Origin of the sequence: uncultured Maribacter sp., from assembly GCF_947500985.1 — a bacterium.
In the GTDB taxonomy this organism is placed as follows: domain Bacteria; phylum Bacteroidota; class Bacteroidia; order Flavobacteriales; family Flavobacteriaceae; genus Maribacter.
Genome location: NZ_CANMTX010000001.1, coordinates 44,897 through 66,006 on the forward strand (window position 1 = coordinate 44,897; position 21,110 = coordinate 66,006).

Annotated in this window: 23 protein-coding genes and 1 tRNA gene; 11 read left to right on the top strand and 13 right to left on the bottom strand. The window is 34.1% G+C overall.

Going from position 1 to position 21,110, the window contains the following annotated elements:
* The first annotated feature begins 27 nt into the window (after positions 1-27).
* The 5 genes from Q0871_RS00135 to Q0871_RS00155 all read left to right on the top strand — a co-directional run bounded on the left by Q0871_RS00135 (position 28) and on the right by Q0871_RS00155 (position 4,998).
* Positions 28-891, top strand: coding sequence for a creatininase family protein (locus Q0871_RS00135; protein ID WP_299316796.1), 864 nt, complete (start codon positions 28-30; stop codon positions 889-891).
* 12 nt (positions 892-903) lie between these two features.
* The gene (locus Q0871_RS00140) at positions 904-1,797 is read left to right on the top strand and encodes a hypothetical protein (RefSeq protein ID WP_299316798.1); all 894 of its coding nucleotides are present in this window, start codon (positions 904-906) and stop codon (positions 1,795-1,797) included.
* A 28-nt stretch (positions 1,798-1,825) separates the two neighbouring features.
* Positions 1,826-2,635, top strand: a complete 810-nt coding sequence (locus Q0871_RS00145) for an aspartate/glutamate racemase family protein (RefSeq protein WP_299316800.1) — start codon at positions 1,826-1,828, stop codon at positions 2,633-2,635.
* Between the two features lie 2 nt (positions 2,636-2,637).
* Positions 2,638-4,089: an SLC13 family permease gene (locus Q0871_RS00150; protein ID WP_299316802.1), complete on the top strand. Its 1,452-nt coding sequence runs from the start codon at positions 2,638-2,640 to the stop codon at positions 4,087-4,089.
* A 117-nt stretch (positions 4,090-4,206) separates the two neighbouring features.
* Positions 4,207-4,998 carry an aspartate dehydrogenase domain-containing protein gene (locus tag Q0871_RS00155; protein WP_299316804.1) on the top strand — a complete coding sequence of 264 codons (792 nt, stop codon included), beginning with the start codon at positions 4,207-4,209 and terminating at the stop codon, positions 4,996-4,998.
* A 302-nt stretch (positions 4,999-5,300) separates the two neighbouring features.
* Here Q0871_RS00155 and Q0871_RS00160 read toward each other — a convergent pair.
* A tRNA-Met gene (locus tag Q0871_RS00160) sits at positions 5,301-5,374 on the bottom strand.
* 138 nt (positions 5,375-5,512) lie between these two features.
* On the opposite strand from Q0871_RS00160, the gene Q0871_RS00165 reads away from it, so the two are divergent.
* A complete protein-coding gene (locus Q0871_RS00165; RefSeq protein ID WP_073243911.1) occupies positions 5,513-5,896 on the top strand; it encodes an START-like domain-containing protein in 384 nt (127 codons plus the stop codon).
* 52 nt (positions 5,897-5,948) lie between these two features.
* Entirely contained in the window at positions 5,949-6,806 is an 858-nt protein-coding gene (locus Q0871_RS00170) for an aminotransferase class IV (RefSeq protein WP_299316810.1), read from the top strand.
* Here the strand turns inward: Q0871_RS00170 and Q0871_RS00175 are convergent.
* The 5 genes from Q0871_RS00175 to Q0871_RS00195 all read right to left on the bottom strand — a co-directional run bounded on the left by Q0871_RS00175 (position 6,803) and on the right by Q0871_RS00195 (position 11,327).
* The gene (locus Q0871_RS00175) at positions 6,803-7,363 is read right to left on the bottom strand and encodes a YqgE/AlgH family protein (RefSeq protein WP_299316813.1); all 561 of its coding nucleotides are present in this window, start codon (positions 7,361-7,363) and stop codon (positions 6,803-6,805) included. The two genes, Q0871_RS00170 and Q0871_RS00175, sit on opposite strands and share 4 nt — an antisense overlap.
* 111 nt (positions 7,364-7,474) lie before the next feature.
* Entirely contained in the window at positions 7,475-7,747 is a 273-nt protein-coding gene (locus Q0871_RS00180; RefSeq protein ID WP_027066835.1) for an HU family DNA-binding protein, read from the bottom strand.
* Between the two features lie 173 nt (positions 7,748-7,920).
* Positions 7,921-8,868 carry a methionyl-tRNA formyltransferase gene (fmt, locus tag Q0871_RS00185; RefSeq protein ID WP_299316819.1) on the bottom strand — a complete coding sequence of 316 codons (948 nt, stop codon included), beginning with the start codon at positions 8,866-8,868 and terminating at the stop codon, positions 7,921-7,923.
* 1 nt (position 8,869) lies between these two features.
* Positions 8,870-10,765, bottom strand: a complete 1,896-nt coding sequence (locus Q0871_RS00190; RefSeq protein ID WP_299316821.1) for an ATP-dependent DNA helicase RecQ — start codon at positions 10,763-10,765, stop codon at positions 8,870-8,872.
* Positions 10,758-11,327 (bottom strand): ATP-binding protein, encoded by a 570-nt coding sequence (locus tag Q0871_RS00195; protein ID WP_299316824.1) that lies wholly within the window; start codon positions 11,325-11,327, stop codon positions 10,758-10,760. Before Q0871_RS00195 ends, Q0871_RS00190 begins: the two co-directional genes overlap by 8 nt.
* An 87-nt stretch (positions 11,328-11,414) precedes the next feature.
* On the opposite strand from Q0871_RS00195, the gene Q0871_RS00200 reads away from it, so the two are divergent.
* The 3 genes from Q0871_RS00200 (at position 11,415) to murA (ending at position 13,767) form a co-directional block, all read left to right on the top strand.
* On the top strand, positions 11,415-11,702 hold the full coding sequence (locus Q0871_RS00200) for a DUF493 family protein (RefSeq protein ID WP_299316826.1): 288 nt from the start codon (positions 11,415-11,417) through the stop codon (positions 11,700-11,702).
* Between the two features lie 81 nt (positions 11,703-11,783).
* Entirely contained in the window at positions 11,784-12,443 is a 660-nt protein-coding gene (locus tag Q0871_RS00205; protein WP_299316828.1) for a DUF4290 domain-containing protein, read from the top strand.
* A 16-nt stretch (positions 12,444-12,459) separates the two neighbouring features.
* Entirely contained in the window at positions 12,460-13,767 is a 1,308-nt protein-coding gene (gene murA, locus Q0871_RS00210) for a UDP-N-acetylglucosamine 1-carboxyvinyltransferase (RefSeq protein ID WP_299316831.1), read from the top strand.
* Here murA and Q0871_RS00215 read toward each other — a convergent pair.
* The 4 genes from Q0871_RS00215 to Q0871_RS00230 all read right to left on the bottom strand — a co-directional run bounded on the left by Q0871_RS00215 (position 13,754) and on the right by Q0871_RS00230 (position 17,145).
* Positions 13,754-14,170 (bottom strand): hypothetical protein, encoded by a 417-nt coding sequence (locus tag Q0871_RS00215; protein WP_299316833.1) that lies wholly within the window; start codon positions 14,168-14,170, stop codon positions 13,754-13,756. The genes murA and Q0871_RS00215 overlap by 14 nt on opposite strands.
* A 1-nt stretch (position 14,171) precedes the next feature.
* A complete protein-coding gene (locus Q0871_RS00220) occupies positions 14,172-15,170 on the bottom strand; it encodes a pirin family protein (RefSeq protein WP_299316836.1) in 999 nt (332 codons plus the stop codon).
* Positions 15,171-15,190: 20 nt separating this feature from the next.
* On the bottom strand, positions 15,191-15,634 hold the full coding sequence (locus tag Q0871_RS00225) for a VOC family protein (RefSeq protein WP_299316838.1): 444 nt from the start codon (positions 15,632-15,634) through the stop codon (positions 15,191-15,193).
* Positions 15,635-15,717: 83 nt separating this feature from the next.
* Positions 15,718-17,145, bottom strand: a complete 1,428-nt coding sequence (locus Q0871_RS00230; protein WP_299316842.1) for an amidohydrolase — start codon at positions 17,143-17,145, stop codon at positions 15,718-15,720.
* A gap of 258 nt (positions 17,146-17,403) precedes the next feature.
* Between Q0871_RS00230 and Q0871_RS00235 the strand changes: the two genes are divergently transcribed.
* Positions 17,404-18,453 (top strand): DUF6340 family protein, encoded by a 1,050-nt coding sequence (locus tag Q0871_RS00235; RefSeq protein WP_299316844.1) that lies wholly within the window; start codon positions 17,404-17,406, stop codon positions 18,451-18,453.
* A 2-nt stretch (positions 18,454-18,455) separates the two neighbouring features.
* Here the strand turns inward: Q0871_RS00235 and Q0871_RS00240 are convergent, their stop codons facing one another.
* The 3 genes from Q0871_RS00240 to Q0871_RS00250 are packed head-to-tail and all read right to left on the bottom strand — an operon-like array spanning position 18,456 to position 20,954.
* Positions 18,456-19,766 (bottom strand): deoxyribodipyrimidine photo-lyase, encoded by a 1,311-nt coding sequence (locus Q0871_RS00240; RefSeq protein ID WP_299316847.1) that lies wholly within the window; start codon positions 19,764-19,766, stop codon positions 18,456-18,458.
* Positions 19,767-20,456, bottom strand: a complete 690-nt coding sequence (locus Q0871_RS00245; protein WP_299316849.1) for an SDR family NAD(P)-dependent oxidoreductase — start codon at positions 20,454-20,456, stop codon at positions 19,767-19,769.
* Complete coding sequence (locus Q0871_RS00250) at positions 20,457-20,954, bottom strand: SRPBCC family protein (RefSeq protein ID WP_299316852.1); 498 nt, start codon at positions 20,952-20,954, stop codon at positions 20,457-20,459. It lies immediately after the preceding gene.
* Between the last annotated feature and the right edge of the window lie 156 nt (positions 20,955-21,110).

Below are 21,110 nucleotides of genomic sequence, written 5' to 3' on the forward strand. Positions count from 1 at the left end.
TTACCGCTTGCATTCAATGCTATTTATATGACAAGTACCACCAAAACTAATCCTCTTTGGAAAGAGGCTAAGATTAAAAATTATTTACCTCATATGACGGTACCAGAAGTGGAAGCTTTTCTGAAAAAGTCAGATATGGTTATCATACCCATAGGGGCTTTAGAGCAACATTCCAGTCATTTACCCATAGGTACAGATTTTATAAACGGCGTAGAGCTTTGCAAACTAATTGCACAAGAACGAGATATTCTGGTAGCGCCAGTTTTAATGGCAGGTCAATCTCCATATCACATGGCATTTGCTGGCTCAATAACGTTAAGTGCTGAAGTAATTGTAAAGGTACATATGGAGACCGTAGAGAGTTTGATAAAGCATGGTTTTAAACGCTTCGTATTTATGAATTCTCATGGCGGTAATACGGCTATAACTACATTTTTGGTTGATCAGATAAATCAAAAAACAGCTGCAGTTGCGGTTGATTATGCCGTGGTTACTAAGCCGTTTTTAAAAGAAGCTGCACCTATCAATATAACGAAACTAGATCGTCATGCAGGTACTGGTGAAACATCAGACTCATTATTCTTAATGCCTAGTTTGGTACAACAAGAAAAGGCTACTGCAACCAAATTAACGCTTCCTAATCATTTGGCTAAAATGCTACCGGATGTTATAAAAGAGGAACCAATTGCTAAATTATTATTTCTTTCTGAGGGCTTAAAAGCAGTGGAAACCGGAAAGAAAACCTCTACTAAAGAAATGACTAGTACCGGTGTTTGGGGCGAGTTGGATCCAAAAGATGCTACGTTAGAAAGAGGAGCTAGAAACATTGAACGGCAAATTGCTGCAAGTGTAAAATTTATAGATAGATGGAATGAACTAATTGAAGATTAAAAATAGTATCACATGATAAATATAAGAGTCGTTGTTTCAGTTTTAAGTTTTTTATATGTTGTATGTATAAAGGCACAAGACGTAACTATGTTTCCTGAGTCAACCAAGGTTTTAAAAATAGAACCTTCAAAAACCGATTCAAGAATAACAACTGCCAATACTCCGCATTTTATTGCTTACAATACCAATAACACAAAAGGAAAATTACTGCTCTTTATTCCCGGTACCAATGGTATTGCTTTAAAAGGACCTATGCATTTGTTCAGTACCGCTGTAGAACAAGGCTATTCGGTTATTAATTTATCCTATATCAATACACCTGCAATTGCACGAATTTGTAAAGGTGACAATCTAATAAAAAACGCTGATTGTGCTGAAGATTTTAGAAATAGAAGAGTATATGGCGATACTAAATTTACCTTAATTGAAGACATGCCGTATGATGCCATTGTTAATAGACTTACTAAACTGTTAGTATACCTCATCGAGAATGATAAACCTGGTAATTGGGAACGCTATCTAGAGAATGGAGAGCCTAATTGGAATGAAATTGCCCTTGCAGGTCAATCTCAAGGTGGTGGAATGTCTGCATTTATAGCAAAAACTCATTTGGTACATAGGGTAATTGATTTTTCTGGCGGATGGGATTATTCAGCAAAAAATAAAATAGCCAACTGGTATTTCAAAAATAGTAAAACACCACTTGAAAGATATTACGGAACCTATCATGTTAAAGAACCTACAGCTAATGTAATTATCGAAACGTATAAAGCAATGGAAATTCCCGATAGTCATGTTCATGCCTTTGACTTAGAGGTGCCACAAGGAAAAAGAGCACACTCTAATGGAGTGCGAAATCTAGGGTACAAAGAACAATGGATAACATTGCTGGGTGATGGTAATTAATAGTTAATCGGTAAATAAAAAATTCTCTATGAAAAGATATTTCTACTTCTCAATTGCCTTGGTGTTGGTTTGCTGTAATGATGCTAAGGTTGAAAATAATAAAAATTCTCAATCTGAAATACCAATTAAAAACAACTTGGGAATGAATGTTTTAGGACTAATAGGAGGAACTTCTTGGCATTCAACGATAGAGTATTACAGGGCTATAAATGAAACTGTAAATACGCATTATGGAAATAATACAAATCCGCCTTTATTGGTGTATACCTTGAACCAAGCTGAAGTGCATCGATTTCAAGTGGAGAATAAATGGGACTCTATAGCACATATGTTGGTCAATGCCGGTTTAAATCTTAACAAGGCAGGAGCAGAATCTGTTCTTTTTTGTGCCAATACACCACATAAAGTGTATGATGCCGTTCAAGAAAAATTAGACATTCCTGTTATACATATTGCAGATGCCACTGCTAGTGCCATTCATAAACAAGAGTTGAAAAAAGTACTCTTTTTGGGAACTAAATATAGTATGAAAGAAAACTTTATAACCAAAAGGATTGAGGATAATGGCATCGATGTTTTAGTTCCACAAGAGCAAGAAGTGATAGACGAACTTCATAGAATTATTATTGAAGAACTTACCTATGGTAACATCGTTGAATCTTCAAAAGCATATGTGTTGAAAGTAATACAGAACTCAGTTAAAGAAGGAGCAGAGGGAGTGGTTTTGGGTTGTACGGAGTTTCCTTTAATGATATTTCAAGATGATTTAGAAACTCCAATATTTGACACTACTAAAATCCATTCTATGGCAGGGGTTGACTTTATCTTAAAAAAATAACTATGCATTTTTCAAAACAAAATATAGGTAGGGTTTTAGGACCATTGGTTTTCTTTTACATTCTTTTCTTTTTCAAGCCAGATGACCTTTCTGAGACTGCTAATGCCGTTTTAGCATCTGTAGCTTGGGTGGCTATTTGGTGGATAACAGAGGCTATTCCTATTTATGTTACCGCATTGCTACCTTTAATTTTGTTTCCACTAACAGGAGGATTGAGTTTGTCTGAAACCGCTATGTCCTACGGTCATAAATATATCTTTTTATATATGGGAGGGTTTATTCTTGCCATTGCTATTGAAAAATGGAACTTGCATAGAAGAATAGCATTGACAATTATTAATCTTATAGGTACCAATGTGATCAATATTATTCTTGGATTTATGCTTGCAACTGCCTTTTTAAGCATGTGGATTTCCAATACAGCAGCTGCCGTAATTATTTTACCCATTGCAATGGCTATAGTTTATCAACTCAACGATAACCCTGAAACAGAGAAAAATGAAAATAAAATTTTTGGAAAAGCATTAATGTTGGCAATTGCATATAGCGCATCTATTGGCGGTATAGCTACATTAATTGGCACACCAACAAATTTGGTTTTAGCAGGAGTAGTGCAATCAACCTTTGGTAAAGAGATTACATTTTCAGAATGGTTTGTTTTAGGTTTTCCTATTGCCATACTGCTGTTGTTTTTATGTTGGTACTACTTAACTAGATTCGCTTTTACATTTAAACAAAAAGAATTTCCGGGTGGTCGTAAAGAAATAGCTTTAAGACTTAAAGAACTTGGTAAATTAGGCTATGAAGAAAAACTGGTGTTGGTTGTTTTTGCAGCTACGGGTTTTGCATGGATAGCACGTTCGTTTCTAATACAACGTTTTATTCCTGCTATGGACGATACCATAATCGCCATCTGTACGGTAATTGTTCTATTCTTAATACCTACGCGTCAAAAAGGCAAAAAATTGATGGAATGGGAAGATGCGGTTAAATTACCTTGGGGTATTTTATTATTATTCGGAGGAGGCTTAACATTGGCACTAGGATTTGACAGTAGCGGATTGGCACTATGGATTGGAAATAAACTATCTGCCTTACAGGTGTTACCTTTCTTTTTATTATTGTTGATATTGATTACGATAGTGAATTTCTTAACAGAGATAACTTCTAATATAGCTACAACAGCAATTCTACTGCCTGTTCTAGTGTCATTGGCACCAGTACTAGGAGTTCATCCTTACTATTTAATGATCGCTGCAACATTAGCTGCATCCTGTGCTTTTATGTTACCTGTGGCTACGCCGCCAAATGCAGTGGTTTTTGGCTCAGGTTATCTTGAAATGCAGGATATGGTCAAAAAAGGTTTCTGGCTAAATATTATCTCTATTTTAATACTTACAGTAGTAGTTTATATTGTACTTCCGTTGGTTTGGGATTTAAGCACAACTGTTTAATATTGAATATTTTAGTCGGTTTGCGAATGGTGACTTAAAATGTAGTTTAAATGTGAACTATGAAATCATTATCGTATTCTTAATTAAACTTTTACTTAAAATAATAACGTCTACAGAATGAAAATAGCTATAATAGGTTTTGGAAATATTGGTAAGTATCTTGCGAAATGGGTTGTTAATGAGCCTAGTTTTGAATTGAAATATATTATAACTAGAACACAAATTGATAAAGAGAATACCGATTTTGCAAATCAACCTGTAGTATTTAAAGAAGAAATTACTTCTGATCTAATCAATGATGTAGATATTATTATTGAATGTGCTACTAAAGAAGTTGTAACGCAACTGTTGAAGTTTGACGAAATAAACCGTATCGGTAAAAAAATTATTATTATCAGTACGGGTGGACTTTATCAAAACAAAGCAAGATTAGATAAGTTCAAAAAATGTAATTTTATTTTACCGGTAGGAGCAATTGCAGGGCTAGATGCTATAAAAGCTGTAAATGATGAAATTACTTCAATTAAGATAAAGACAACAAAGCATCCTAAAAGTTTAGAGGGAGCTCCGTTTTTTGAAACCTCAAAAATCGAATTATCATCGATAAAAACGCCTCAGACTATTTGGGAAGGTGAAGTAAGTGAAGCCGTAAAACAATTTCCTAAAAATATTAATGTTGCTGCTAGTATCTATTTTGCATCTAAATGTGAAGAATTAAAAATTGAAATAGTTGCAGATCCAAACACAACTAGTAATATGCATGAGATAACTTGTGAGGGCGATTTTGGAAAAATCTATACGCGAACGGAGAATAAACCGAGTACGGCTAATCCAAAGACAAGTTTTTTAGCTGTTAAGAGTGTAGTTAGTATTCTGAGAAATATGAATTCAAATATTAAAATCAATTAATTATTTCTGTAAAGGTTAATAATTTTAATACTTTTCTAGATAGTTCCTGTCCGTTATTTTTTTAAGTTCATATATCCGGTTAAAAGACCTAAAAAAATGAAGTAACTGTAATTTTAGTAAAGGTTGTTACCAAAACTTATAAGTTTCAAATTACTAATTTGGGTTAGCAGCTTAGAAATTAAAGTTAGTTAAGTAGACAAATCGTGTTCACTTTCGTGTTCAATTGTTCTTTTATGTAAAATTTAAGTATAAAAAAACGGTCTAGCTTTCGCTAAACCGTTTATAATGTGCCTTTTAATCTGTAGCGAGAGGGGGGCACGATCCCCCGACCTCCGGGTTATGAATCCGACGCTCTAACCAACTGAGCTACCTCGCCATATTATTTTTTAACGGCTGCAAATATAGTGGTAATTTATTTGTTCTTCAACAAAAAATTATATAAAAAATAATACCTCACATTTATTTTTTTATCATTTAGAAATATATATATTGCTCGCAATAAAGTAGCATGAACATGAGCGATAAAATAAAATTTGAAATAGAGTTTGTAATACAGTCTTCACCACAGATGTTATACCAATACCTGGCAACACCTTCTGGACTGTCAGAATGGTTTGCAGATAATGTGAATTCTAGAGGAGAGAAATTTACATTTATTTGGGACGGAGCTGAAGAAGAAGCTAAGCTGTTAAAAAGAAAATCAGACGAGTTTGTACGTTTTGCTTGGGATGAAGCAGAAGATGATAGCTTTTTTGAAATGAAAATAATTGTAGATGAAATAACTAAAGATGTTTCATTGTTTATAACTGATTTTGCAGAAGATGATGAAATTGAGGAGTCTAAAATGCTTTGGACGAACCAAGTGTCAGATTTAAAACAGGTATTGGGATCATCCTAAAAATACCCTTATTTACAGTATCTTTGAGCCTTAATTTTTTAAGGCTTTTTTTATGTTCAATTTTAATGGTGAACTTCTTGAGGATAATACTTCTTTTTTAAACGAAAAGAATAGGGGAGTGCAGCTTGGTGATGCCGTTTTTGAAGAGTTACGTGTTTTAAATGGTGATATTATATTTTTAGAAGATCATTATTTACGCTTAATGTCTTCTATGAGAATTTTAAGAATGGAGATACCTATGAACTTTACTATGGAGTTTATGGAAGAAGAAATTCTAAAAAGTCTATCTGAGAACGATTTAAAAGAAGCAAAACAAATAAAATTTACGGTTTTCAGAAATAGTCAGACCGATTTTTCTAAATCTGATAATAGTATTTCATATTTCATTACAAGTAACACGTTAACAAACCCATTTTTTATTCTTAACGAGGGTGCATACGAAGTAGAGCTTTTTAAAGATTTCTACAAAAATTCTAGTATGTTGTCTAACTTAGATACTAACAATAAAGTTTTAAATGTCGTAGGAGCGATTTACGCACAAGAAAATGATTATCAAGATTGTTTGTTGCTCAACGAAAGAAAGCAAGTTATAGAGGCTCTAAATGGCAATTTGTTTGTAGTAAAAGGTAATCAGATTAAAACAGCACCTGTAACAGATGGTTGCATTAATAGTATTCTAAGAAAGAAACTTATTGATATTGTTTCAAAAGTAAATGATTTCGAATTTTCTGAGGATAGTATATCGCCTTTTGAGCTTCAAAAAGCAGATGAATTATTCATTGTTAATAATATTGAAGGTATTATCTCTATAACGAAGTATAGAAAGAAAGATTTTGTAAATACGACTGCAAAAAACTTAATAGGTAAATTGAATGCTGCGGCTAGAATGTCTTTAACCGCTAGTGTTTAGTTGAGACTCGGGTTTTCTGGAGCATTTGACCAAAGTAGATAGTCACCACCTAATTGAATCATATTTTCTTTCCAAATTGCTTTTGCGGCTTTTTGAATAATTCTACTTTCATGTTCGTTTTCAACAACAATCCATGATTTTGAAGTCAGTTCTTCATCTAGTTGCAAAGAAGACCAGCCAGAATAGCCAAGAAAAAATCGAATATCATCTTCAGAAATAATTTCTTTATTGATGAGTTCCACGGTAGTTTCAAAATCACCACCCCAGTAAATACCATCAGAAATCTCTACACTGTTATCTATTAAGTGTGGTACTTTATGAATAAAGTAAAGATTGTCTTGTTCTACAGGGCCACCGTTATATACTTGAAAAGGTATTTCAATTTCGGTAACCAAATCATTTATTAGATACTCTAATGGCTTATTCAAAATAAAACCAACAGAGCCTTCATTGCTATGTTCTGCCAAAAGCACAACAGATCTATTGAAAGAAACATCTCCTGTTAAAGAAGGTTCTGCAATTAGTAATTTTCCTTTGGTTGGCTTTAATACGATCATTAATTTGCGATGATTATATACCTAATGTAAGACAAATCCGTCTAAATGCAAAAACATAGAAATAAAAAAAGCGCCAATAAAGGCGCTTTTAATAAATTTATCAGTGTAAAACTAGTTTACAGCTTTGCCTAAATCAGCACCTGCTTTAAACTTAACTACATTTTTAGCAGCGATTTGGATAGTTTTTCCAGTTGATGGATTTCTACCTTCTCTTGCATTTCTTTTAGATACGGACCAAGAACCGAAACCTACTAAAGAAATTCTATCTCCTTTTTTAAGAGAATTTTCAACATTTCCCAAGAAAGATTCCAATGACTTTTTAGCCGCAGCTTTTGTGATGCCAGCGTCTGCTGCCATTGCATCGATCAATTCTGTTTTGTTCATAATGTGATAATTAATTGTGATTAAATAATTTATACCTATTAACAAATTTATATGGATTTCTGAGCAACACAAGTAAAACAAGGGGAAATCCCCTATTTTGTTGATAACTCAGCGAGTTTGTTGATAAAGTAGGTTTTTTTTTACGTTTCTCGCAGCCCAATAACGACGGGGGTTCACCCCATTTTTGCATTTTTTTCTAAATTAAGGCCGTTTAAGAGATCTCTTACGAGCATTCTTTTCTTGCCTTGAAGTTGTATTTCATCGAGATTTAAGTAACCACCGTGTATGGCAACTTTCATCTCTTTTTTAGTAAAAATCAGAGTTCCGGTTGTTAGTTCATGTTCTTTGACTTCTATATGTGTCTTGTATATCTTTGTAATTATAGTTTGGTCTCCGTTTGTCAAAGTTGTCCATGCTGCTGGGTACGGACTCAATCCTCTTATAAAGTTGTATATATCTTCTTTAGACTTGCTCCAATCTATTTCACATGTTTCTTTAAATAGTTTGTGCGCATCTTTTAAATCGTCTGAATTTGTCTGTTTTGTAGTTTCAAAATTTCCTTTTTGAATTCGTGCAACGGTTTTTACCACAGTTTCGGCTCCTAAGTGCATTAGTCTGTCATGTAGGTCTTCGGCATCATCAGTTTTTTTAATGCTAGTTTCGGTTTGCATTATAATAGCACCTGTATCTATCTTTTCGTCAATAAAGAATGTAGTAACTCCGGTTTTTGTCTCACCATTTATAATAGCCCAATTAATAGGTGCTGCTCCACGGTACTGAGGTAGAAGAGAAGCATGTAGATTAAACGTCCCATATTCTGGCATATCCCAAACAAGCTTTGGTAGCATTCTAAAGGCTACTACTATTTGTAAATTGGCATTTAATGATTTTAGGGTGCTTAAAAAACCGATATCTTTTAAGTTGGTCGGTTGTAATACAGTAAGCTCATTTTCAACAGCGTATTTTTTAACTGCTGATTCATTTAGTTTTCTGCCTCTACCAGCTGGTCTGTCTGGTGCCGTAATTACACCCACTATATTATATTCCTTTTTTACAAGCATATCTAAAATGCCTACAGCAAAATCAGGAGTACCCATAAATACAATTCTCAATGCTTCCATATTATAATAGTTGGTATTCGTTTATAGTGTTTAATGTTACGTAATTGTCTTCTAATAGTTCTTTTAAGGCTGCAATAACAATGTCTTGATTAATATTTAAACGTTTTTCTAATTCTCGCGAACTTGCAGTTTTCTGCTTTAAGAGTTGAATGATTTTTATTTTCGCGTGTACAACATCTGTATTGCCTAATTTCTGACTGATGCATACATCGCATATCCCGCATTCTTTTTCTTGAACCTCCCCGAAATATTCTAATAACTGAATACTTCTACAAACAGTGTCATTTTCAATGTAGTTCAGCATCTTTGTTACCTTCTCAATTTTGAGCTGATTTTGCTCTTCAATATTCCTTGCGAACATATTAATAGTACGGTCATCATCTCGTGGTACCAAGAACAACATCTCTAAATCACTTGAAACACTGGTGTATTCAATAATTTCATCTTTTGCCAGTTGCTCAAAATTCTGGTGTAATAACGATTCTGATATAGCTGTTTTTTTGGATAATAAGTACATGTTAATTTGTGTGTCGAATTCAAAAAGACCGCCGTAGGTGCGTAGAACTACTTTTATGAAATCGGCAAGTTTTGAGTTTTTGTCAATGTACCTATATAGTGTATCCTTATCTGTTATGAACTTGATAGTAATTTTTTTCGAGAAATTTTCAGATAGTGATAATACCGAGTTTCTGTCTAGTAGCTGTAATGCATTATAGGTTAAAAATGTATTCAGTTTATAAATGCTACAGAATTCGTTGAAATTTAGATGAAACTTTGTTTCGGTAAACTCTCCGTAGCCAATTTGAAAAAATGTATTTAATTTTTTATAAATCATTTTCACGTAGGCTACATCTGGTAAAATGTCGATAAATTGTTTTTTTACTAACACCTTGTCGGTTGTATTGGTAAGTAAAATTGCTTTTGCAAAGTCTCCGTTTCTACCTGTTCTACCTGCTTCTTGAAAGTAGTTTTCTAAACTATCTGGTATTTGATAATGTACTACTAATTCAACATCTGGTTTGTCTATACCCATACCAAAAGCATTGGTGGCGACCATAACTTGAACTTTATCTTCTAACCAAAGATTAAGCCGTTCTGTTTTCATTTTTTGATCAACACCGCCATGATAGAATGTTGCCTTGACATTATTCTTCACTAAAAACTTAGATAGTTCTTCTGCCTTTCTTCTACTTCTAACATAAACTATAGCGCTGTGTTTTATTTGCTGACAGTATTGTTTTAAACGACCATTTTTATCCTCGGTCAGTAGGACACCGAATCCTATGTTTTTTCTAAAAAATGAATCTTTTACTACAAAAGGATAATTGAGGTCTAATGACGAAATAATGTCATCGCTAACTCTTTTTGTTGCAGTTGCCGTTAAAGCAACCATTGGCGGGGTAGGGTGTAGTTCACGTAAAATAGAACAGCTTAAATAAGCAGGTCTAAAATCGTGACCCCATTGAGAAATACAATGTGCCTCATCTATAACGAACATAGAAACGTTCATTGCCTTAATACGTTCTTGTACCAGTTCTTGTTGTAAGCGCTCTGGCGACAAATACAAAAACTTATAACTGCCGTAAATACAATTATCTAAGAGCTTATCTACTTCAGCAAATTTGAGTCCGCCTTTTAGACCTATCGCTTTAATGCCTAGTTTTTGAAGATTGTCGACTTGATTTTCTATTAGGGCTACTAGCGGAGATATAACAATACAAATCCCCTCTTTCATTAATGCTGGTAATTGAAAGCATAGAGATTTACCACCTCCTGTGGGTAATAAACCTAAAACATCTTGACCATTAGAAATGGCATTGATGATTTCTTCTTGAGAGCCTCTAAAGCTGTCAAAACCCCAATATTTTGATAAAATTTCTTTTGGTGTATTATTCACCCGTTTTATTTATAAAATCTACTACAAATTGCATACGATTTTCTATAGTGCCAAATGGAACTTCTATTGGCGTATACCCAAGGTCAATATACGTTTTTTCAAGCTTATCGTGAATGCCACAAGCTTGTTCAAAATTTTCCATTCGTTCATTATCCTGCACATAAATTTCTTTCCAAGGTGGTAAGATCAATACCTCGTCATACCTGTGTTTTAAACATAAGCTTGCATAACGTTCTTCTGAAGGTTGCCCAAAATAATCCATATAAGCTATAACATCTGGTAACCCGCGATCATAGAATAAATGATCTTTATGTATGTTTTGTCCATTGATGAAATGTTGTAAACGGGCACTAATTAATTCGTCATTAAAACTTTTTGAATCTTTAACAAAATCAATTGGATTTACTAGTTTGTCATCTAAAGATACATCGCCCAAGGCATCTAAAGTCATCGTTCTAATAACCTCATGAAAACAATGGTATCCATTTTCTTCAAGTGATGATATCAATACCGTTTTTCCTGTTCCCGGACCTCCTGTTACAACAATTCTCTTGCTTTTCAAACTCATAATTTAGTTCGGCAAAAGTACATAAACCAACAGTATTAAAAAACTGGCTCATTACACTTATCTTTGCATAAAATACTAGTGATGGACGAAAATAACCCAGTTGAATTCTATAAGAAATTAAAGGAGCAATTAACAGAAACCTCAAAATGGCCTTCTGACTATTTGTATAAATTTATTGTAGAGACGCATACAGATAAAATTGATAAAATAAATACCATTTTTGATAATACGGGTGCGGTTATCAATTTAAAAGAATCTAAAAATGGTAAATATACCAGTGTTTCTATCACAGTAAACTTGAATAGCCCTGATGCTGTTATAGAAAAATATAAAAAAGTAGGTGAGATAGAGGGCGTAATATCCTTGTAAAATAGCATTTCATCTATAATTTTATTAATTTGGCATCGTTATAAGAATACTTCTCAAACATATTAAGCTAAAATTTTCAATTTGCAATTAGTAGAAAACCTAGAATATAATACCGAGCGTGAACATTTGATTATACCAGAGTATGGTCGTCATTTTCAAAAAATGGTGAACCATGCAATATCAATTGAAGACCGTGAAGAAAGAAATAAAGTAGCGCAAGCAATCATTAGTGTAATGGGAAATATACAACCCCATTTACGCGATGTGCCTGATTTTCAACATAAACTTTGGGATCAGTTATTTATAATGGCTGATTTTAAGTTGGATGTAGATTCTCCTTTTCCAATTACCTCAAAAGAGATATTGAGAAAAAGACCAGAGGCTTTAGAGTATCCTCAAAACTTTCCTAAATATCGTTTTTACGGTAATAACATTAAACGTATGGTTGATGTTGCCGTAGAGTGGGAGAAAGGTGATAAGCGTTCTGGTTTGGAATATGCGATTGCCAATCACATGAAAAAATGCTACTTAAATTGGAATAAAGATGTAGTTGACGATTCAGCTATTTTTAAACATTTATTCGATTTAAGTGATGGTCGCATAGATTTAGCTGCTGAAGGCGTAAGTTTGACAGATAGCGGACAGTTCCTTAAAAATCGAGTTGCGAAAACACCGCGCTCGAATAATTCAGGAAAGAAAAATCAAAGAAATAATAATAACCGCGGTAAAAAACGCTATTAAATTTCCACTTCTCTAGATGGGGACATTCAAAATCGAAGGAGGGCATCAGTTATCTGGTGAAATAACACCTCAAGGAGCAAAGAACGAAGCACTTCAAATACTTTGCGCAGTACTACTTACAGACGAAAAAGTAACAATTAACAACATTCCAGATATTGTTGATGTCAATAAACTTATAGCACTCTTAGAAGACTTAGGTGTAAAAATTCAAAAGAAAGGCAAAGGCTCTTATAGTTTTAAAGCCGATGATATTAACTTAGAATATTTACAATCTGATCAGTTTAAGCAAGATGGTAGGGGCTTAAGAGGCTCTATTATGTTGGTTGGACCATTATTGGCACGTTTTGGTAAAGGTTATATTCCAAAACCAGGTGGTGACAAAATTGGTCGTAGACGTTTAGATACACACTTTGAAGGTTTTATAAAATTAGGTGCCAAATTTCGCTACAACCGCGAAGAGTATTTCTACGGTGTTGAAGCAGATAAGTTGAAAGGTACTTACATGTTGCTTGATGAAGCTTCCGTTACCGGAACTGCAAACATTGTTATGGCAGCGGTTTTAGCTGAAGGGCAAACTACCATTTATAATGCGGCATGTGAACCATATTTACAACAACTTTGTAAAATGTTGAATAGAATGGGCGCCAAAATATCTGGTGTAGGTTCTAATCTTTTGGTTATTGATGGGGTAGATAAATTAGGTGGTACGGATCACCGTATGTTACCTGATATGATTGAGATTGGTAGCTGGATCGGTTTGGCTGCTATGACTAAAAGTGAATTAACAATTAAAGATGTTAGTTGGGACGATTTAGGTCAAATACCAACAGTATTCGGTAAACTAGGTATTACGTTAGAAAGAAAAGGTGATGATATTTATATTCCTGCTCATTTAGACGGATACGAAATTCAAAACTATATTGATGGTTCTATTTTAACCATTGCAGATGCACCATGGCCAGGATTGACTCCTGATCTATTGAGCATCATTTTAGTTGTTGCTACACAATCTAGAGGAGAAGTGCTTATACATCAAAAGATGTTTGAAAGCCGATTATTCTTTGTAGATAAGTTGTTAGACATGGGAGCAAAGGTTATTCTTTGTGATCCGCATAGAGCTACAGTAATAGGTCATGATTTTAAGTCTACTTTAAAAGCAACTACAATGACATCGCCAGATATTAGAGCTGGTGTTTCATTGCTAATTGCTGCTTTATCGGCAAAAGGGACTTCTACAATTCATAATATTGAACAGATAGATCGTGGCTATGAAAATATAGACGAAAGACTACGTGCAATAGGTGCTAAAATTACAAGAATGTAAATTTTAAGTAACAGGTAAGCATAAAAATAAAACTCCATAATACGGTTCTTAACCAATTATGGAGTTTTAACTTTTTAATAGATATCTCTACATCTCTTTCTTTAGATATATTTTCATGTAATGGTACAAACATTATAAAAGTTATAATCCATGCTGCTATAACTAAGCTACTATATAATATGCTGTAGAAATCAGGGGTTGTATATAATTGAATAAGACTTATGGTCAATTGCGTGACCATTAATGGAATTACAATAACAGCAATTCTTTTGGTGTAGTTGCTGTGCCATTGAAAAAGATCCACATGTTTGTAATAAGAGAAACTCGGATATATTATTAATTGTACAATCCAAATTAGAACCAATAAACCACTATCGCAAATTAAACGTATTGTCTCTAACATTTTATTTGTCAATTAAAGTGCCGTCAGGATATTTTGCAAAACGTCCTTTGCTTTTTTCGTGTACATGATCAGGATGTCTCCAAGGCCAACCACCAAAATGCGTAGTTCTAAACTCATTCATAGCATCTTCTAATTCTTCTTCAGTATTCATAACAAACGGACCATATTTAGCCACAGGTTCATCTATAGGTTTGCCTTGTAATACAAGAATACTAGCCTCTTTTTCAATGGCTTTCAATGTTATTTCAGTGTTTGCATCTACATCAATACCATGATTGGGGGTTATTATTTCGCCCAAAACCTCTAAAGAATCACCATCATAGAAATAAATTGTTCTGGTTGAACCTTCATTTGCTTTTGGTAATGTTAGAGCGCCGTTAGCTTCAATTTTTATATTCCAGATAGCAACATCATTTTCTAACTCTGATGCCCATGAATCAGGGGCAGGTTTTAATGCTTGTTCAGAACCAAAACTACCAGCAATAATTTTAACTGTGGAATGCTCTAATTTTAATACCGGAATATCTTCATGCCAAAGCATTTTAAAATGCGGGTCAACAAATTTGCTTTTAGCAGGTAAATTCAACCATATTTGAAAAAGCTCTAGGGTATTTTCTTTTTCTGTATGAATTAACGGAAACATTTCTGAATGTTGTACTCCGCTGCCAGCAGTCATCCATTGAACATCTCCTTCTCCAAATCGTCCTGCTGCGCCTAATGAATCAGAATGGTCACAAAATCCTTTATTCACTACTGTTATAGTTTCAAAGCCACGATGCGGATGTGCGGGGAATCCGGGTATCGTAGTTCCGTGATACATTCTATATCCATCTTTAATTTGAAAATCGTTACCTAAATTTCTTCCTGCTAAAGAATCATCAGGACCTAATTTTCCATTTCCCTTAGGGTAGTGGTCCAAATGATATACACAGAATAAAAATGGATCTTGTGTTTGCCAGGGGAAGCCTAGCTGAAATATTTTTTTAATTGTGCTCTTCATAATTTTATGATTATATAAAATTAATGTTGAGCATTATTAATCTCCACCCAATTATTCTCAGGATCTTTTAAATAAATCTGTCTTACTCCGTCAGCTCTTAAGGTTACTGTATTTTCTTTCCCTGGCCAATCGTAATACGTTATATTTTTTTCTTCAAGAGAGGCGATTAATTCATCTAACTTTTGGGTAGCCAAACAAAGGTGTACACTTTTACTATGTTCCATAGCCACGCTATCTTTACCTATTAAATGTAATTGTGAATTTCCTTGTATTGAATACCACTTAAAACCCGATGGGTCAGAAGGGTGTGGAATCTCTTTCAAGTTCAGAACATCTTTATAAAATGCGCCTACTTTATCCAAATCTTTTACGATAACTGAGTAATGATCGTATTGAAAATCGAACGATTGGGCCGAGGCAAAAGTACCCGTAATCAAAATGAATAATGCGATAATCTTTTTCATTGTTGTTGTTTAAGTTTGATGGTTCAAGTTACTTAAAAATGAAAGAAGCTATCTGTTACGATAGCTTCTTTATTAATTGTGTTTTATTCTCCATCTAATGGCGGTGGACCATCGATCATTGGTTCATAAACTTCATCACCTTTTCGGGTTTTGAACTCTTCTTTCACCTTAGTTACTAATTTTGGATTTTGAAACAAGTCTAGCATTGTCATACCCATTGCTTTAGATGCATGGATCATTCCTTTATGACCAATTGACATTCCGCCACAGGCTACAACAGCCCATGAATGCCAAGGTGTACCCGTTGGTGCTACAGAAACACCTAAATTAATGTTAGGTACATTCCAACTTACATCACCTACATCTGTAGAACCACCACCTGGGTTTTCTAATGTTTCTCTTAATGGGTGAACAGTACCGTCGAAACCAACTTCTGGTTTACCTGTAGCTTTTTGAATTGCCTTACCAAAAACAGTTTCTTCTTCAGTATAGGTAATAGGACCTAATATCTCTAAGTTATTTTGCATGATTTCTCCGCCAGAGCGGTTGACCAATGTTTCATAGATACCAGATACTAATGAAATTTTATACTCTACATTAGCCATAATCGCTGCGCCTTCTGCCATTGCTTTTACGCGTTCGTAAGTTGGTAGCATATTTGATCTTTTAGGGTCTCTAACACGTACCCAAAGCTTAGCATAATCTGGTACCACGTTTACAACTTGCCCACCATCTTGTATATGATAATGGATTCTAGAAGAAGGTAAAATATGCTCTCTGTAATAGTTGATACCTGTCGTGTATAATTCTAAAGCATCAGATGCACTACGACCATTCCAAGGATCCATAGAGGCATGTGCAGCCTGACCATAAAATTCTACAACGAAATCAATAAGTGATAATCCACTTTGTACATCTGCTTCAATACCAGCACCTGGGTGCCAGCTAACATTAACATCAACGTCATCCCATAATCCAGCTTTTACCATCCATACTTTTGCAAAGTATTTTTCTTCCGCTGGTGTGCCTAAGAATTTTACGGTTCCTTTTATTTTACCAGCATCCATTAATTCTTTAATAGCAATTGCTGACCCAAGACTTGCAGTACCGAACATATTGTGTCCACAACCATGACCAGCAGCACCTTCTTTGAAAGGTTCTTTTACAGGTGACGTTTTTTGAGAAATTCCCGGTAGGGCATCAAACTCACCCAAAATACTTATTACAGGGCTACCAGAACCATAAGTTGCGGTAAAAGCTGTTGGTATATCGGCAACGCCTCTAGTAACGGTCAACCCATTCTTTTCTGCATAATCTGCTAAAATTCTTGAAGATTCTGTTTCATCAAAAGCAGTTTCGGCTAGTGCCCAAATAGAGTCGCTAATTTTAATAAGCTCTTCTTTATGTTTTTCGACAGAAGCGATGATTAGGTTTTTGTCTTTACTCATTTTCTGAGAGAAAACAGAAGCACTCATGCACAAGAATAGCGCCAATAATAATGTTTTTTTCATATTAGTTGTTTTGGTTGTTAGTCTTCTAATCATTAGTAGTGTTAAACCTAAGATTAAAGTCCTAGTAAATATACCAAAATAAAACTCTTTATCTAACACGGTATAGGGTGGCTGTGGTTGAGTATATCGCACAACACCTAAATAATGATCGTATTGTTCGAATTATAAATTTAAGACGGCCCTTACTTGTAAAATATATAATTTAAGGTTCCATTTTTCGTTATTACTCAAATAGCAATGTTTTAAAAATTTCGAATTATGAAAAACCTAGTCTATAAAGTACTCTTGACCTCTGCATTTTTTTCAATTATGGCGTGTAGTTCTACCAATAGAATGACGTTGGGTATTACACAACCAGCCGAAGTGCCGATACCAAACGATGTAATTAATATAGGTATAGTAAATAGAAGTAGTGCATCTGAAAAGAACAAGGTTGTAGATAATATTGATAAGATTTTATCTTTAGAGGGGCTTAATTTGGATAAGGAAGGCGCTCAAAATGCCGTAACGGGACTCAAATATGAATTAGAACGTAGTAATCGATTTGATGCTGTTAAAGTAATTGATAATCAAAAAGATATAGAAAAGGGATTAAGCATTTTCCCTTCTGAAATCTCTTGGGAAATTGTTGATAGAATATGTAAGGAAAATGATTTGGACGTTCTATTTTCATTAGAATTTTATGATACCGATACCGCTGTAGATTATGAATTGACGACGGTTAAAATACCTAATAATTTGGGTATCGATGCAAATGTACCGGGACATAGAATTAAACTGAATACGGCTATTAAAAACGGTTGGAGAATTTATGACCCGTCTAATAGATCTATCATTGATGAGTACGTTTCTAACGACAGACTATTTTCTTCGGGTGAGGGAATCAATCCTGTAAAGGCTTTAGAAGCTGTTATTGGTAGAAAAGAGGCTGTTCTAAGTGTCAGCTCTAAGCTAGGTGCGAACTATGCACTTTTTACAAGACCTGAAAAAATTCGTATTGCTAGAGATTATTTTATAAAAGGAAGTAACAATTTAGAAATTGCCGATAGACGAGCAAAAGCAGGTGATTGGGACGGTGCTGCCGATTTATGGAATGCTGATTTAAATAATGCCAAGAGTAAAGTTGCTGGTAGAGCATATTATAATATGGCAATTAGTAATGAAATAAACGGTAACCTGAACAAGGCAATAGAATATGCTTCTAAAGCCTATACAGACTACGAAAATAAAGATGCATTACGTTATGTAAATATGCTAAAAAGAAGAGTTGTTAATCAGCAAGAACTAAATCGTCAATTGGGGAAATAGTCTTAGCTAACGGCTTCTTTATATGTAGCTAAACAGCGTTCTCTAGCCATTTTGTGGTCTACCATTTTTTCTGGGTATTTGGCGGTGCCAAATTCTTTAATCCAGGTTTTTATATATTCTTTGTTTTTGTCGAACTTATCGACTTGTGTCATTGGGTTGAAAATTCTAAAATAGGGTGCAGCATCAACACCACTGCCTGCTGCCCATTGCCAGTTGCCAACATTTGAACTCATTTCATAATCTAACAACTTTTCTGCGAAATAGGTTTCTCCCCAACGCCAATCTATTAAAAGATGTTTGCACAGAAAACTTGCAACTAGCATACGTACACGATTATGCATATAACCAGTCTCATTTAGTTCGCGCATACCGGCATCTACCAAAAGATATCCTGTGGTACCAGTTTTCCATTTTTCGAACTCATCTTCATTATTACGCCATTCTATACGGTCGTATTTCGATCTAAAAGCATTATCTACCGTATGAGGAAAGTGATAAAGAATAGTCATGAAAAATTCTCTCCATATTAATTCGCTCCAAAAGACCTTGTTATTTTCAGCAATGGCTTTTTTCATCATCTTACGAACCGATACGGTACCAAAACGTAAATGCGGACCTAAGTGAGATGTGCCATTCTCTTTTGCTGGAAAATTACGTGTATCTTCATAATTATCAATTAGAGTAGGGGTAACATCATATTCAGGAACCGTTATTTTGGATTTTTCAAAACCAATATCGCTCAATGATAAATTTGGTAATCGAGAGTTTTTAATCAAATTTGGTAAATATTGGCTAGTATAGTGAATAACCAAATCTTTATCAGCAGTAAAATGTTCTTGCCATTTATTCTTATAAGGTGTATAAACCACATATGGCTCACCATCACCTTTAACAATCTCTGATTTTTCAAAAATAACTTGATCTTTGAATGTTTTAAATTCAATAGATTTTTCCTTTAAGAAACTTGTAACTTTTTCATCTCTTTCTTTTGCATATGGCTCATAGTCTCTATTAGTGAATATGGTCATTACCTCATATTCTTGGGTAAGACTTTTTAAAATATCTATAGGTTTACCAAAATACATAGCTAAAGAGCTATCATTTTCTTCTTGTAGTTGATTTCGCATGTTCTGCAGAGACTCATGTATGAATGTAAGCCTTGCATCATCTTTAGGTAATTTTGAAAGAATTTCTTCATCAAATATAAAAATAGGTAGTACTGGGTGTTCGCCTTTTAAAGCTTCAAGAAATCCGACATTGTCGTCTAATCTTAAATCCCTTCTAAACCAAAATATAGATACTTTTTTAGCCATTTAGTTGATGTTTAAAGTTGAGAGTCCGCCATCTACACCAATAATTTGTCCGGTCATCCATGTACTTTTATCACTTAAAAGAAAGACTGCTGCATTTGCAATATCTTCAGGATTTCCGACTCTTTTTAATGGGTGACGTTCACTCATCATTTCACGTTTTTTATCATTGTTTAAAAGTCGTTTTGCTAATGGTGTATCAACCAAAGATGGTGCTATAACATTAACTCGAATTTTAGGTGCATACTCTGCCGCCATAGACTTTGCAAAACCTTCAATAGCTCCTTTAGCAGCAGCTACACTAGTATGAAATGGCATACCTGTACCTACTGCAATAGTACTAAAAAAGACCATACTTGACCCTTCGTTCATCAATGAAATTATATCTTTTACTATTTTAACCATAGCAAAGAAATTAAGTTCCATGTCATCTTTTATGGTGTCTAATGACATCATTTTAAATGGTTTTAGATTTATGCTGCCTGGGCAATACACAAATCCATCAAGTTTTTCGGGTAGTTGTGAAATATCTAGTGCATCTTTAGTTACATCAAATTCGATATGGGTTATGTTTTCGTGCTGTAATTCTTCATCTGTTCGCGATGCAACAAATACGTTATGCGTTTCTTGTAATTCTTTTACCATGGATAGCCCAATACCATGAGATCCACCAATTAATAGTATATTTTTCATTTAAAAAGATTTTAGTTGAAGTTCATTAGGGATGGAATCTACAGTACCGAAAAGCTCTTTTAATTTGTCTTCTCTGAATTTAAATATTTCCATCAACTGTTTTTTTACGATAATAGGATGTGCTAACTGACCTAAAAGCCCGAATGGAATTTTATAATCTATAATATCTTCCATGATAACACCTTCATCTATTTCATTGATAAAGTGTTTATGGTGCCAAAGTGCATATGGTCCAAATCGTTGCTCATCTACAAAATAATTACCTTGATTTACATGGGTTATTTCAGTTACCCATTTTGTAGTATAACCAGGGAAAGGGGATACCTTATACTGAATAATCTGTCCAGGAAACATTTCTCTATCCGCTCCCGAAAGAATATTGAAACCCATATGTTCAGGAGTAATAACCTTTAAATTTGCTGGGTCTGACAAAAACTCCCACGCTTGTTTTTTGCCAATAGGTAGCGCTTGTTTTGAATGTAATTGATATAATTTCATGCACGAACGTTTAATAATGATAGACTATTTAAATGTCTAACAATAATCAAAAATAGTTAAACAATATTGAAAATGCTTTGTTATAACCTTAAAAATTAACTTTATCGATTAAATTGAATTTAGGTCACTTAAATACAGGTGATTAACATTATTCTA

What these genes read in the sequence shown, in the direction of transcription:
- Q0871_RS00225 (WP_299316838.1), bottom strand. Translation starts at nt 15,634, where the DNA reads ATGAAAAAGATTATCGCATTATTCATTTTGATTACGGGTACTTTTGCC.
- Q0871_RS00235 (WP_299316844.1), top strand. Translation starts at nt 17,404, where the DNA reads ATGAAAAACCTAGTCTATAAAGTACTCTTGACCTCTGCATTTTTTTCA.
- Q0871_RS00250 (WP_299316852.1), bottom strand. Translation starts at nt 20,954, where the DNA reads ATGAAATTATATCAATTACATTCAAAACAAGCGCTACCTATTGGCAAA.
- Q0871_RS00135 (WP_299316796.1), top strand. Translation starts at nt 28, where the DNA reads ATGACAAGTACCACCAAAACTAATCCTCTTTGGAAAGAGGCTAAGATT.
- Q0871_RS00140 (WP_299316798.1), top strand. Translation starts at nt 904, where the DNA reads ATGATAAATATAAGAGTCGTTGTTTCAGTTTTAAGTTTTTTATATGTT.
- Q0871_RS00145 (WP_299316800.1), top strand. Translation starts at nt 1,826, where the DNA reads ATGAAAAGATATTTCTACTTCTCAATTGCCTTGGTGTTGGTTTGCTGT.
- Q0871_RS00240 (WP_299316847.1), bottom strand. Translation starts at nt 19,766, where the DNA reads ATGGCTAAAAAAGTATCTATATTTTGGTTTAGAAGGGATTTAAGATTA.
- Q0871_RS00165 (WP_073243911.1), top strand. Translation starts at nt 5,513, where the DNA reads ATGAGCGATAAAATAAAATTTGAAATAGAGTTTGTAATACAGTCTTCA.
- Q0871_RS00175 (WP_299316813.1), bottom strand. Translation starts at nt 7,363, where the DNA reads ATGATCGTATTAAAGCCAACCAAAGGAAAATTACTAATTGCAGAACCT.
- Q0871_RS00170 (WP_299316810.1), top strand. Translation starts at nt 5,949, where the DNA reads ATGTTCAATTTTAATGGTGAACTTCTTGAGGATAATACTTCTTTTTTA.
- Q0871_RS00215 (WP_299316833.1), bottom strand. Translation starts at nt 14,170, where the DNA reads ATGTTAGAGACAATACGTTTAATTTGCGATAGTGGTTTATTGGTTCTA.
- Q0871_RS00155 (WP_299316804.1), top strand. Translation starts at nt 4,207, where the DNA reads ATGAAAATAGCTATAATAGGTTTTGGAAATATTGGTAAGTATCTTGCG.
- Q0871_RS00180 (WP_027066835.1), bottom strand. Translation starts at nt 7,747, where the DNA reads ATGAACAAAACAGAATTGATCGATGCAATGGCAGCAGACGCTGGCATC.
- Q0871_RS00200 (WP_299316826.1), top strand. Translation starts at nt 11,415, where the DNA reads ATGGACGAAAATAACCCAGTTGAATTCTATAAGAAATTAAAGGAGCAA.
- Q0871_RS00230 (WP_299316842.1), bottom strand. Translation starts at nt 17,145, where the DNA reads ATGAAAAAAACATTATTATTGGCGCTATTCTTGTGCATGAGTGCTTCT.
- Q0871_RS00245 (WP_299316849.1), bottom strand. Translation starts at nt 20,456, where the DNA reads ATGAAAAATATACTATTAATTGGTGGATCTCATGGTATTGGGCTATCC.
- murA (WP_299316831.1), top strand. Translation starts at nt 12,460, where the DNA reads ATGGGGACATTCAAAATCGAAGGAGGGCATCAGTTATCTGGTGAAATA.
- Q0871_RS00150 (WP_299316802.1), top strand. Translation starts at nt 2,638, where the DNA reads ATGCATTTTTCAAAACAAAATATAGGTAGGGTTTTAGGACCATTGGTT.
- fmt (WP_299316819.1), bottom strand. Translation starts at nt 8,868, where the DNA reads ATGGAAGCATTGAGAATTGTATTTATGGGTACTCCTGATTTTGCTGTA.
- Q0871_RS00220 (WP_299316836.1), bottom strand. Translation starts at nt 15,170, where the DNA reads ATGAAGAGCACAATTAAAAAAATATTTCAGCTAGGCTTCCCCTGGCAA.